Genomic DNA, 13,312 nt, shown 5'->3' on the forward strand with positions numbered 1-13,312 from the left:
TATCAATTTCCCCGCAGATCGACAGGACTATAGTCGCACGATACTACGCAATTTCAGTAGCTGGTTATTATTTTGAAGTATCAGCGTCAAACCACAGCATATATCGCTTTTCAGAAACATTATTAAAAAATATCGATGAAGAGTGATAAATGCCGTCTTGATTGAGCTTTGATAAAAATGGCCAATGCGCCCTCCAAGAGCAAACAAGCGAAGAGAAAAGGGAACATGAGATGGGGGGATAATAAGACGAGCAAAGACACCAGGCAAAAGCCAACTCTTATCCACAAAAATGGTAACAGTCACACTCATTCTACACCAATGTACTTCAGTCACCCCAAAAGAGGCCCAACCCGCTTGACCAAAGAGGCAAATGTTAAACATTCAACCTCTGATTGATTCCTTTATCCTTTTTGAGATAGTGAGTCAATCAACTCAACAAATTTTATACCAATACCGTTTAGTAAAAAGTTAAATCTAAACAGTTATGCATAATATGTCACTTTTATTAATTTCATGAAATATCATAATATTCTTGTCACAAAGAATGAACAAATTCTGTTACTAAACGGAAACAAAAACGCTACAGCTCTGTTTACCTCTAACGTTTATATTTTAGATTAATTAAACTATTTGGAGAGCAAATATGGCAAAACCCGAAAAATTGACTAAAAGCGAAGCAGATAAACAAGAGGCAACGCTTTTGTCTGATGAGGCAAAATATTGTTCCTTTGGAGATACTGTTCATTATGTCAATCCTCCAAAAATTTTTGCTGGGTGCGAAGGGTCTTATATGTATGATCTTGAAGGCGTGCCTTATTTAGATTTGCAGATGTGGTATTCTGCAGTGAATTTTGGCTATGCCAATCCGCGTCTTGATAGCGTTTTAAAAAAACAGATAGACACTTTACCACAGACTGCGAGCCAATATCTACATCCAACAAAAATTGAATTGGCTAAAACCATTGCACAGGATATGAATAAAAAATTCAATCTTGATGGGCGCGTTCATTTTAATGTTGGCGGTTCACAATGTATTGAAGATTCTTTAAAGATTGTGCGCAATGCTAAGGGTGGTAAAAGCCTTATGTTCGCATTTGAAGGTGGGTATCACGGAAGAACACTTGGTGCATCCTCCATTACGTCAAGTTACCGTTATCGCCGTCGTTATGGACATTTTGGCGAACGTGCAATGTTCATGCCCTTTCCGTATCCTTTCCGCCGTCCAAAATCTATGACGGTTGAAGAATACGGCGAACATTGCGTCAATGAATTTGCACGCTTATTTGAAACTGAATATAATGGTGTTTGGGATCCAAAAGCAAATGAAGCTGAATATGCTGCCTTTTATATTGAGCCTCTTCAAGGCACAGGCGGATATGTTATTCCACCCCGTAATTTTTTTAAAGGCATTAAAAAAGTACTAGATCAACATGGCATATTGCTTGTTGTTGATGAAATACAAATGGGCTTTTATCGTACCGGTAAATTATGGTCAATTGAGCATTTTGATGTAACGCCAGACGTTCTTGTTTTTGCAAAGGCACTTACAAATGGTCTAAATCCATTAGGTGGATTATGGGCACGTGAAGAATTGATCAATCCTAACATCTTCCCTCCTGGTTCTACTCATTCAACTTTTGCTTCAAATCCTCTTGGTACAGCGCTTGGTCTAGAAGTTTTGCGCATGACTGCTGAAACAGATTATGAAACGATGGTTATGGACAAAGGGAAACATTTTCTGAAAGGATTACAAGACCTGCAAAAACGCCATCCTGAAATTGGCGATGTTGACGGATTAGGACTTGCACTTCGCGCTGAAATATGTGCTGAGGATGGCTTCACCCCAAATCGTGAGTTGCTGGATCGCATGGTGGATATTGGTCTTTCTGGAGATCTTGATTGGCAAGGGCAAAAAACTGGTCTCGTTTTAGATGTTGGTGGATATTATAAAAACGTTATCACGCTTGCCCCTTCACTTCATATTTCAACAGAGGAAATTGATAAGGCTATTGCTCTTCTTGATCAGTTAATAACACGGGCAAAAAATTCATAATAAGTCTCATAAAAAGCGAACTTAATTTAAAAAGATACAGCGTAGATTTTTTATATAATTTTCTGCGCTGTATTTATTAAACACTTAAAACAAACCTTTTCCCAGAATTTGAAAACCAGCTACAAAGCTCATTGTCATATTATATAAACTTTTGGTGAAAAATGAACGCTCAAACAAAGACCGTAGCGATTATTAAAAAATGGTTCAATAAATTGGAACCTGACCATTTATTGGCAACCTTCTTTGTTCACCCTCCCCTACACTTCAAAGCTTGGATTGATCAATATAAACTACCCAATTTTTCTGCAATTTTTGACCTTTTAACCACAATGGATGAAAAAGACAGAAAAAAAATCCAAGCCTTCCCTTTTTTTAAAATTTGGTCGCGTTTAACGCGTTATAAAGCATTATTTATTGGAACAACTGTCTCAGAATTTGTACCTTTTCCTAGTGATCTTAATCTGGATAATGCTGCACGATCCATACGCGAATATGGTCAATCAAATCATTCACTGATTATTGTTAAAGATTTGCCAAAATCTTGTGAACTTCTGACCACTGAAGAAAATATAAAAAATACAGAATTTTTAAGCGCGTTAAATCGTGAGGGGTTTCTAACGGTTGAAGGTCAGGCACTGGCCTATGTTCCCATTCACCATACATCAATTGATGATTATCTACAAAATTTTTCAAAATCACGGCGTAAAGATTTTCGTAGGAAGTTAAGATCCATAAATGATCTTAAAATTGATGTTATAGACAACACTCATCCTTTATTAGAAGATGCAAAAACATTAAATCTTTTTTATCGACTTTATCTCCAAGTCTATGAACAAAGCGAGATACACTTTGATCTTTTGAGCGAGATTTTTTTTCAAAATATATTAAAAGCAAATGATAAAACACGGCGCGTTATTCTATACCGCACGAAAGACGACAAAATTATTGGATATAATATATGTTTCATTGTCAATAATATGTTGGTTGATAAATATATAGGTCTTGATTATCCCGCGGCGATTGAAAATAATCTTTATTTTGTAAGCTGGTTTTATAATCTAGAATATGCGCGTAAACATCATTTGGATTTTTATATTGCTGGTTGGACTGATCCCGAAATAAAAGCCTATTTAGGTGCTCGCTTTGTCTACACTCAACATGCAGTTTTTATAAAAAATCCGTTTTTGCGCTGGATATTAAAACGCTTCCAACATCTTTTTGAAAATGATTCAAAATTTGAGAAAAAAAAAGCGAGTAAGAATTAATGAAACAATCCGTTATTCTGGATTTCGATAAAAGTGTTAAAGATTATAAACAGTCTATGAGATTGGATATGACATCGTGGCAAGATACCATACGCTTTTCAACGACCTATAAAAATTTTCAGCGTCTTGAAACAAGTTTAGATGTTCATCTTCCCAAAAACTATGGAGTGATTTTTCTAGGTAGTGGTGATTATCATCACGTTAGTCACTTGCTCATCAAGCGTATGAAAAAAGACTTAAACAAAAAACCGCTTACCATCATTGTTATAGATAATCATCCCGATAATATGCGTTTTCCTTTTGGTATACATTGTGGATCTTGGGTCAGTCATACCGCTGCTCTACCTTATGTCAAACATATCCATGTTGTTGGCATTACATCCAATGATATTGGTATAAAACATTCTTGGGAAAACCGTTTAACGCCACTTTTAAAATCCAAATTGACCTATTGGTCAATTGGGGTCAATGTAAAATGGGCAAAACTTATAGGCTTAAAAAACGCCTTTCAATCATTTGCTGATATTGACACTCTTATGTCCGCCTTTATTAGCAGCCAATATAATCAAGAAACGCCAATATATTTATCAATTGATAAAGACGCTTTATCACCTGCATGTATTCGAACCAATTGGGATCAAGGAAAGATGCAAACACATCACCTTACCGATCTTATAACAACATTTGGAAAAAGATTAATTGGTGGTGATATTACGGGCGAAGTTTCTAACTATTCTTATGAAAACCGATGGAAACGCTTAATGAGTAAGCTTGATGGTCAAGATCCGATTGATCCAAAGATGCTCATTGAATGGCAAGAGCAACAAAACTTGTTTAACACAAAATTATTGGCACTTCTTAATCATTATTTGTAAATGTAAAAACAAAAGTTTCTCATTATAAAGAAAAGCGCATGACAAAACGAGCTCCACCCATTGGACTTGTCAAAACGAAAACCGAACCGTGATGTAGCTCAGCAATTGCGCGAACGAAAGATAAACCGACACCATAACCATTATCTGTTATCGATTTACCTGCTTCCAATCTTACAAAGGGAGAAAAAATTTCAGTACGGGCGTTTTCAGCAATACCAGGACCATCATCATCAAATTCAAAGATTAATGCATCATTTGCAGTATCAATATGAATATGAACTTTCGAACGCGCATATTTAAAGGCATTAAGGACTATATTTCTAACAGCCATTGCCGCCAGTTCAGGATCAAAAAAACCTTCTTTATTGGCAATATCATAAGTTAAGATGAAGCCTTGAGGTTTAAGAACCGATAAATCATCAATGATTTTTTCTGCCCAACGTTTTACTCCCACGATTTGAGGTTTTGTAGGCATATTTTTATTATTCATTCTGAAATAATCGAGCGAAATTTTAATGAGTTGCTCAAGCTCTTCAATATCTTTTTCAATTCCATCATAAAGTTTTGCTTTTTTTTCGGCTTTTGCTTCATCCAGCATGCTTAAACCAAAACGTAATCGTGCTAAGGGTGTACGAAATTCATGTGCCATTGCGTGTAGCATTGTTTTATTATGATCAACAGAAATCTCAATACGCGATGCCATATCATTAATGACATGACCAATCATTTTTAGCGGTTCACTGTGAATTTTGGGAACACGTGCCGTTAAATCCCCTTCCCCCAATTTATTCGCCGTTGCACGAATGGAACGCGCTTCACGCAAGAGAGTGAAAAACGCGATATAAATGACTACAAAAAACAACAATGCATCCAAAATTGATAAAAGCGCTAAAAGAATGACAATCGCACTAGTATACACATCATTAATATCAGGAGAAACGAGAGGACCAAGCTTTAGATAACCGCCAACTGCAAGAGGTGCATAAAGATGATCATTTTCATCATCATAAGCAATACGATAAATGTTCAATTGATCTTTAACATCTTCGGAAAAGTTATGATCTGTTTTCAAATAATTTAAAGTGAAGCGAAAATGAGGTTGCAACTGAGCCAATACATCTTCAACTGATGTTTGAGGTTGTTCTAAAATTTGTTTTTCAATCATGTAAACCGTGCCTATATGGGCATCGCGTTCTATTTCACTATCCTCAACAATGCCTGTCCAACTTGCTGGCAAAGAAAGAAAAAGCTGTAATGTTCCATAGGCAACGGCGCCTTGGACAAATAGCAGAAAAAAAAGTAAGGTTACAGCACGTAATAATGAAGTTCGTCGTTGAGTTTTTCGTCTATCTTCATAAGTATTTTGCATCACACATTCTGCCATTGTAAAAACAAATAGCCTTTTGAACGCACGGTTTTTATATAATGAGGATTTTCCAGATCATCCCCCAATCTTCGTCGCAAACGCGAAATACGGGCATCAATTGAGCGATCAAGCCCATCAAATTCAATTCCACGCAAAGCATTTAAAATGTCATCACGTGATAGGATTGTACCTGCTCGCGCGGCAAGAAGCCATAAAAGATCAAATTCTGCTGTCGTGAAATCTATAATTTTTCCGTCAATAGAAACACTGCGATTATCACCGTCAATGATAAGAGGACCAAAAACAAGTTTTGAACATGCCAATTGTTTATCATTTTCTTTGAAAAAGCCGTTTAATGTCTCTCCACCTTTATCTCTTTCTTCTATAAGGCTTTCTCCTTCATTACGACGAAACAAAGCACGCACATGTGCAAGCAATAAACGAGGCTCGACGGGTTTTGAAAGATAACCATCCGCACCAAGTTCAAGGCCAATAATTTCATCAATATTATCTTCACTCGCTGTCATAATTAAAATAGCACCATGATAAAAGGGGCGGACATTACGACAAACATCAAAACCAGATTTTCCTGGCAACATAACATCTAATATAACCAGATCTGGTTGTTGTGCTTTAATGACAGCTTCTGCCTGATCTCCGTCACCATGAAGTGATACGCTATATCCATGTTGTTCCAAATAAGTGGACACCAGTTCAGCCAAGCGCTGATCATCTTCAACAATTAAAATTCTTTTATTCATATACTCGTTCTTTTCCAGTTACACAAATGCAACAAAGATCGCATAGTCACGTTAATCATTTATAAGCTATCATGACAAGACAATTCAAGTTGGATCGAGATTTCACTATAGAAATAAGGTAGAGAACGAATAATAATGACACTAACGTTCCCAGATTTACGAAATAACAAACACCCGTCATCTTTTTCAACCGTGTTTATTGACTTTGACGGAACTATTGCAAAAAACGACGTAACAGATATCTTACTTCGCCAATTTGCCTCAGCTGATTGGGAAGAAATTGAGGAAGAATGGCTATCTGGAAAAATTGGTGCGCGTGAATGTATGAGCCACCAAATCAGTCTTATCAAAGCATCTCCTGAAGAGCTAAACGCTTGTTTAGATCAAATGGAAATTGATCCATACTTTATTGACTTCATTGAGATACTTTCCCAAGAACGTGTGAATGTTGCCATTGTGAGTGATGGACTGGATTTCAGTATTCATCGCATTTTGAAACGGTATAATATTGTTACAGTTCCGATATTTGCTAATCGATTAATATATCTTGGCAATGATCATTGGACGTTACAATTTCCCTACAAAAACGATACATGTTCTGCAGGCAATTGCAAATGCAGTCGTTATAATACACTTCAACGTGGATTTACACTGTATATTGGTGATGGGACATCTGATTTTTGTCCATCAGAAAAAGCCGATCTTGTATTGGCAAAAGGAAAACTTGCCGATTACTGCAACAAACAGCATCTTAATCACATAAGGATTGATAATTTTTCTGATGTTTGTGCCATTTGGCATCAATTTAACCATCAGTTCAAACCATTTAAAAAGGTCGCATCATGATTACCGATGTAAGTTTTTTTCTTAAAGGTGGACGCGCTGGCGTGTTATTAATTCATGGATTAACAGGCACACCCGCAGAAATGCAAATTTTAGGTAAAGGTTTGCATAAAGCAGGATTTACTGTTTACGGCATGCAATTGGCTGGTCATTGTGGCAATGAAGAGGACCTTTTGGCGACCAATTGGCATGATTGGTATGAGAGCGTCAATCGTGCTGCGGATCGTTTGCTTGAACATGTTGATACGCTCTTTGTAGGTGGACTGTCCATGGGTGCTGTTCTAGCTCTGAAGCTTGCAGCGGATCGACCCAACATCGTCAAAGGCGTTGGTGTTTATGGTCCCACTTTCATTTATGATGGGTGGACAATTCCTTATTATGCAAAAAAACTCGGATTTTTGCTAAAATGGTTCAATATGTTTGGAATTTTCCGTAAAAATGTATTTATTGAACGCCCACCTTATGGATTAAAAGATGAGCGTATTCGTAAAACTGTATCCGAAAGCATGTTATCAGGAGATAGTACGAAGGGTGGACTTGCTGGCAACCCTTTTGGGTCTTTGGCAGAAATGCTCGTTTTGTCAAAAGTTACAAAAGCTCAATTGAAACAGATAAAAGCACCCTGTTTGATTATGCATTCAATAGATGATGACATCGCGTCCTTAAAAACAAATTCTGGCTTGGTTGAACGTTCCGTATCAGGGCCTGTCAAAATGGTTCCTTTAAACAATAGCTACCATTTGATTACGATTGATCGTGACCGTAAAATCGTCATTCAAGAGAGTATCAACTTTTTTAAAAGCCTATGTTGTCCTGATACTGAAAACACACCATCACATTCAAACAATTTCGCTGAAATGGCATACGCATGAGTTGGCTTGTTTTTGTTTTATGGCTTTCTAACATAGTTTGTGACACGGTTGGACAGCTTGCCTTTAAAGCCGCGGCTATTGAACCTCAAAGTGATAAACCCGAAGACTCATATAAAACTTATTGGTTCGCTTTGTTAAAAAAGCCGGTTCTTTGGCTCGGTGTTGGTGCCTATATTGCTGAATTTTTACTTTGGTTGGCATTTTTAACTTTGGTACCTCTCTCAGAAGGTATCTTGCTCGGATCCATTAATATTATTGTTATTATGATTTTAGGTCGATTTTTATTTAATGAAAAACTGACCAATATGCGTGTCATCGGCATAAGTCTTGTGGCGATCGGTGTTGCAATTGTTGGAGCCACATGATGGGACGTTTTTATATTATTGGTTTTCTTTTTTTAATGGCGTTCGACACGTTGGGGCAAATCAGCTTTAAAATGACGGCGACTGCTGCAGAACCGCTTGAAGCAAATATTGATTGGTTAATACGCATTTTCACCCATCCATGGGTTTATCTGGCGATTTTAGGCTATATTGGTGCTTTTTTCACATGGATGACCCTTTTAAGACGCGCACCAGTAGGGCCTGCATTCGCAGCCTCCCACCTTGAAGTTGTGACCGTTATGATTGCATCTGTTATTTTGTTTGGTGAACATATCTCTCTTACTCATTTAACAGGCGCTGTTTTCATTGTTTGTGGTATAATCTTTTTGGCTTTTGCCGAACGTGATGAAATCAAAAAACAAAAAGAGTAAAATACATGGTTTTCTTCCGTGAAATACCACCAACGGCTGGTCTTCCTATGCTTTGGAGAGATTGGCTTCCAACAAATCGTAATTTAAAACACGACGCGGCGATACTTTTTAAGCTTCCTCCCCTTCTTTTAGAAAGTTCCGGAACAGCAGCATTTATCATAGCTTTAGAAACTTTGAAGCGCATGCCCCAAAACATTGAGCGCACTGAAGTCATCATTCCTGCCTTTAATTGTCCGTTGGTTCTGCTAGCCATTGCTCAATGCGGCTTAATACCGCGTCTTTGTGATACAAAATTGAACCACTTTGATTTTGATCTTATCGCATTAGAAAAACTTTTAAGTAAAAAAACGCTCGCAATTGTTCCAACACATATTGGTGGGCAATTAGCCGATGTGGATGCTGTAATGCCCCTTGCACATTCTTATGGTGCTTTCGTTATAGAAGATGGTGCGCAAGCTTTTGGCTCTTCAGCAGGCAAAAGTGCTGATATTGTATTTTTTAGTCTGGCTGTTGGTAAAGGCCTTACACTTTTTGAAGGCGGTTTGTTAACTGCTCGTGAAGAAAAAATGCGACGAGCCCTTCAGCAAACACATGATCAATTTATCCAAAGAAAACCATCTTTAGAAGCAAAACGCATTTTAGAGCTTTTGGGTTATACCCTCGCTTATCGTCCATTTATGCTGCAATGGGCTTATGGCACTCCTCGCAGAAACAATTTAAAAAAAGGTGATATTGAAAATGCTGTCGGTGATGTATTTTCATTTCCAATACCCTTACATAAGGTGAGTACATTGCGAGAAAAACGTGGTGCACGAGCATTGCAACGTTATCCAGTTTTTTTAGAAAAAATAAAAACTCAAGCGAAAAGACGTATTGATCATCTTCATACAATACCTTCAATTCATGTTATAAAGGGCATCACTAAAGAAACAAATATTTGGCCTTTTTTAATCCTTCTTATGCCTGACCGTAAAAGTCGTGATCAGGCTCTTGAAACATTATGGCCCTCTCCTTATGGGGTTACGCGCTTATTTGTACATGCGCTTGCAAATTATAATTATCTCAAACCTTTTCTTGATAATCAGGACAATACACCGAACGCCATCAATTTTGCTGATAGACTGTTGACGATTTCTAATAGTCTTTGGATGAACGATGATGATTTTGACTGTATCATAAAAATTCTAAAGCAATCTCTTCCACAATAGAGACATAAACAAATAGCTCTGAAAAATCGTTTTCAAACTGACAATTCACTGACAGGTTTCAAAGGCAAAGTATCAGTAACACTTTGATAAAAAGACGACATCAATCATTTTAAGGAGAAAATTGATGTCTAAAAAAATCATTTCTGTCGTTCTTTTATCAACTGCTACCGCTTTAACGAGCCTAACAGGGTTTACAAATGTTGCAACAGCTCAGCCAACGCCACAAACGCAAAATGCAGCACCACGTATCAGTGTTTCTCAAATGGCCAGCAAATTGGAACAAGATGGTTATCACATTCGTGAAATTGAACAAAAAAGATATGGATGGGAAGTTAATGTCACAGACACAAATCACGACCGTTTAGAATTGCGCGTGAATAAGCAAGGCAATATTACCGCGCAAAAATATGATGACTAGTTCATTTTATCATGAACTTTTCATTATTATATTCAAAACATAGAATCTGATTTCGATGATTTTCCATCGAAATCAGATTTTTCTAAAAAGAACAAAATATTAGCTGTCATGGTCGAGCTTATCACGCACCCAATCACCAAAAAAGCTGACAGACATTGTCGTTAAAATAATGATCAAAGACGGTGCAAACATGATCCACGGTGCATTACTTAAATATTCACGTCCAAAGCTTATCATATTACCAAGACTGGACATAGGAGGCTGCACACCTAACCCTAAAAAAGAAAGACTGCTTTCTAAAAGAATAATTTCTGGAAATATTAACGTCATAGAAACAATCAAAGTCGATGCAATATTTGGTAAAATATGATGAACATAAATACGTAAAGGACGCGCTCCTAATTGCCGAACAGCTCCTGCATAACCTTGACTATTGGCTGACAATGCCAAACCTCGCGCAATACGCGCATATCTTTCCCAACCATAAAGCCCTAATAAAAGAGTGAGAATAATTATAGAGTTTCCTATAAATGCCAAAACTGATAATGCAAGGATTAGAAAGGGCATTGCCGCCTGAAAATCTGCTAGCATCATGACGCAATTTTCAACAATACCACGAAATCTTGCCGCTAAAAATCCTAAAAACGTTCCTAAAACAGCTGAACATATCGTCGCACCAAAAGCAATTTGCATTGATACGCGAATAGATTCAATAAGCCGTGAAAGAATATCACGTCCTAGCTCATCAGTTCCAAGAAGGTGTGAATTGAAACCCGGAGAAGCCAATCTGTTCATAAGATCCAACTGTGTAATAGGATATGGCCTTAATACATCAGCAAAAATGCTGATCATAAAGATTATCAAAAGCCAGAAAAAGCTAAGCTTTATAGAAATAGGCATAGATCGAAGAAAACGAAAAATAAAATTAAATTGGCGTTTTTTTTGAGATAAAATAATACTCATGATGAGGACTCTTTCGCTTGGCGATCAGCAAGACGGGGATCAAGATAACTATAGAGAAGATCAACAATAAGATTTGATAGAACCATAGTGAAAGCAACAAGGATTAAAATACATTGAACAACCGCCAAATCACGATTCGCAACTGCAATAACCAATAAACGCCCAACGCCTTGCCAAGAAAATAAAGATTCAACGACAACCGCACCAGCAAGAAGCGAACCAACCATAAATCCAACAAGTGTTACAATCGGAATAGCTGCATTGGGCAAAGCATGGTTATAAACAACATACCGCCACGAAAGACCTTTTGCACTGGCTGTGCGAATATATGGTCTGCTTAAAATTTCAATCATGGCACTTCGTGAAAATCTTGCAAGAACAGCTGCACCACCAAGACCAATTGTTAAGATGGGAAGAATGGCATATTGCACTCCTTCCTGGCCTCCTGAAGGCAACCATCCTAATTGAACAGAAAAAATCAAAACCAGATAAAGTCCTAAAACAAAAGACGGCATTGTAAATCCCAATACTGATAATCCCATAACGAAACGATCCATTTTACTATCACGATGCAGCGCGGCATAAACTCCAGCAGGAATGCCGATAGCCAATTTGAGTAAAAGCGCAGGTAGAGTGATAAATAAAGTAGCAGGAATACGCTCTAAAACCATATCAAATGCTTTGCGTCCATCACGCATGGAAACACCAAAATCACCTTGTAAAACAGCATAAACATAGCCCGTAAATTGTTGCCATAAAGGTGCATCCAACCCCCAACTTTTTTGGAAGGCCACAACAGCTTGCTGTGATGCTTCGGGTCCTAAAATAATCTGCGCAGGATCGCCTGACAAACGCAAAACAAAAAAAGCAAATGTAATCACCAAAAAAATCGTTATAAAGGCGCGTAATATTCGCGTTGAAAAGAAAAAAAACATGAGACCTTCGCTATAAGATATAAATCAAGTGTAAAGGCTTCAAACATGATGACAGGCAACCAATCGAGCATCATTTTGAAGCGATAATTTCGGTGTCTTTTGTCGGCATATATCACTGGCTAAACAACATCTGGGATGAAATGCGCATCCACTAGGACGATCTGCGGGATTAGGCGGCTCACCTTTTAATATAATGCGCTCAAAGGTCTTCTGCCCTGGTATTAAAACACTTGAAACCAAGGCTTTTGTATAGGGATGATTTGGTTTTGCTAAAATTTGTGAACAATCCCCAAATTCAACAATACTGCCGAGATACATAACAGCCAAACGATCAGCAATATTTTGCACAACTTTAAGGTCGTGGCTTATAAAAACCATTGTTAGTTTTTCTTTTTCTTGAACATCGCGTAAAAGATTAACAACCTGCGCTTGGATGGATACATCTAAGGCTGAAACAGGCTCATCACAAATGAGCAGTTTTGGGCGCGTAATTAGAGCGCGCGCAATCACAACTCGTTGTCTTTGCCCCCCAGATATTTGATGCGGCAATCTCGTATAATGAGCCGCACTTAGACCAACACAATTGAGCATTTCAATAACACGATTACGACGCTCGTTTTTATGACCTATATTATGTATTTTAAGAGGTTCGAGAATTTGATCGCCTATTGGCATACGTCGATCAAGAGCGGCAAGCGGATCTTGATAAATCAGTTGCATATCAGCGCGCAATTTTCTCCATTGAGAACCAAAAGCTACTGGCATAGAAGTTTCATTAAAAAACACTTCACCCCGACTAGGGTTTTCAAGCCCTAAAAGCAAGCGACCAAGCGTTGATTTGCCTGAACCAGACTCCCCTACAATACCTAAGGTTTCTCCTAATTGTATAGAAAGTGAAATATCATCAACTGCGCCAACTGATCGACCTTTCGAAAAAAAAGAATGACCTGAATAATAAGTTTTCGAAAGATTGTGAGCATTTAAAATTGTTTTGCTCAT

At 37.7% G+C, this 13,312-nt stretch carries 15 protein-coding genes; 9 read left to right on the top strand and 6 right to left on the bottom strand.

The annotated features are described in order from the left end of the window. Nucleotides 1–27: 27 nt before the first annotated feature. A complete protein-coding gene (locus ME5_RS09275) occupies nt 28–381 on the bottom strand; it encodes a hypothetical protein (RefSeq protein WP_008040500.1) in 354 nt (117 codons plus the stop codon). Nucleotides 382–643: 262 nt separating this feature from the next. Between ME5_RS09275 and ME5_RS09280 the strand changes: the two genes are divergently transcribed. The 3 genes from ME5_RS09280 to ME5_RS09290 all read left to right on the top strand — a co-directional run bounded on the left by ME5_RS09280 (nt 644) and on the right by ME5_RS09290 (nt 4,193). Then, complete coding sequence (locus ME5_RS09280) at nt 644–2,053, top strand: aspartate aminotransferase family protein (RefSeq protein ID WP_008040501.1); 1,410 nt, start codon at nt 644–646, stop codon at nt 2,051–2,053. Between the two features lie 161 nt (nt 2,054–2,214). Next, on the top strand, nt 2,215–3,318 hold the full coding sequence (locus ME5_RS09285) for a peptidogalycan biosysnthesis protein (protein ID WP_008040502.1): 1,104 nt from the start codon (nt 2,215–2,217) through the stop codon (nt 3,316–3,318). A gap of 68 nt (nt 3,319–3,386) precedes the next feature. Beyond that, complete coding sequence (locus ME5_RS09290) at nt 3,387–4,193, top strand: arginase family protein (protein ID WP_245256525.1); 807 nt, start codon at nt 3,387–3,389, stop codon at nt 4,191–4,193. A gap of 22 nt (nt 4,194–4,215) precedes the next feature. Here the strand turns inward: ME5_RS09290 and ME5_RS09295 are convergent, their stop codons facing one another. Both ME5_RS09295 and ME5_RS09300 read right to left on the bottom strand, forming a co-directional pair. After that, nucleotides 4,216–5,562, bottom strand: coding sequence for an ATP-binding protein (locus ME5_RS09295; protein ID WP_245256526.1), 1,347 nt, complete (start codon nt 5,560–5,562; stop codon nt 4,216–4,218). Further along, complete coding sequence (locus ME5_RS09300; RefSeq protein WP_008040505.1) at nt 5,562–6,320, bottom strand: response regulator; 759 nt, start codon at nt 6,318–6,320, stop codon at nt 5,562–5,564. The genes ME5_RS09295 and ME5_RS09300 overlap by 1 nt, the downstream gene beginning before the upstream one ends. Nucleotides 6,321–6,455: 135 nt before the next feature. Between ME5_RS09300 and ME5_RS09305 the strand changes: the two genes are divergently transcribed. The 6 genes from ME5_RS09305 to ME5_RS09330 all read left to right on the top strand — a co-directional run bounded on the left by ME5_RS09305 (nt 6,456) and on the right by ME5_RS09330 (nt 10,415). Then, nucleotides 6,456–7,166, top strand: coding sequence for an MtnX-like HAD-IB family phosphatase (locus ME5_RS09305; RefSeq protein WP_008040506.1), 711 nt, complete (start codon nt 6,456–6,458; stop codon nt 7,164–7,166). After that, nucleotides 7,163–8,035, top strand: a complete 873-nt coding sequence (locus ME5_RS09310; RefSeq protein ID WP_008040507.1) for an alpha/beta hydrolase — start codon at nt 7,163–7,165, stop codon at nt 8,033–8,035. The genes ME5_RS09305 and ME5_RS09310 overlap by 4 nt, the downstream gene beginning before the upstream one ends. Then, a complete protein-coding gene (locus tag ME5_RS09315) occupies nt 8,032–8,400 on the top strand; it encodes an EamA family transporter (RefSeq protein WP_008040508.1) in 369 nt (122 codons plus the stop codon). The genes ME5_RS09310 and ME5_RS09315 overlap by 4 nt, the downstream gene beginning before the upstream one ends. Next, nucleotides 8,397–8,789: a DMT family transporter gene (locus ME5_RS09320; RefSeq protein WP_245256527.1), complete on the top strand. Its 393-nt coding sequence runs from the start codon at nt 8,397–8,399 to the stop codon at nt 8,787–8,789. Before ME5_RS09315 ends, ME5_RS09320 begins: the two co-directional genes overlap by 4 nt. 5 nt (nt 8,790–8,794) lie before the next feature. After that, entirely contained in the window at nt 8,795–9,997 is a 1,203-nt protein-coding gene (locus ME5_RS09325; RefSeq protein ID WP_008040510.1) for a DegT/DnrJ/EryC1/StrS family aminotransferase, read from the top strand. Nucleotides 9,998–10,121: 124 nt separating this feature from the next. Beyond that, complete coding sequence (locus ME5_RS09330) at nt 10,122–10,415, top strand: PepSY domain-containing protein (protein ID WP_008040511.1); 294 nt, start codon at nt 10,122–10,124, stop codon at nt 10,413–10,415. 99 nt (nt 10,416–10,514) lie between these two features. On the opposite strand, the gene ME5_RS09335 is transcribed toward ME5_RS09330, so the two are convergent. From ME5_RS09335 to ME5_RS09345, 3 genes are all read right to left on the bottom strand, one after another. Then, the gene (locus tag ME5_RS09335) at nt 10,515–11,267 is read right to left on the bottom strand and encodes an ABC transporter permease (RefSeq protein WP_425338809.1); all 753 of its coding nucleotides are present in this window, start codon (nt 11,265–11,267) and stop codon (nt 10,515–10,517) included. A gap of 107 nt (nt 11,268–11,374) precedes the next feature. After that, a complete protein-coding gene (locus ME5_RS09340) occupies nt 11,375–12,313 on the bottom strand; it encodes an ABC transporter permease (RefSeq protein ID WP_008040513.1) in 939 nt (312 codons plus the stop codon). A 39-nt stretch (nt 12,314–12,352) separates the two neighbouring features. Then, nucleotides 12,353–13,312: an ABC transporter ATP-binding protein gene (locus ME5_RS09345; protein ID WP_008040514.1), complete on the bottom strand. Its 960-nt coding sequence runs from the start codon at nt 13,310–13,312 to the stop codon at nt 12,353–12,355.

The organism is Bartonella tamiae Th239, from assembly GCF_000278275.1.
Taxonomy (GTDB): domain Bacteria; phylum Pseudomonadota; class Alphaproteobacteria; order Rhizobiales; family Rhizobiaceae; genus Bartonella; species Bartonella tamiae.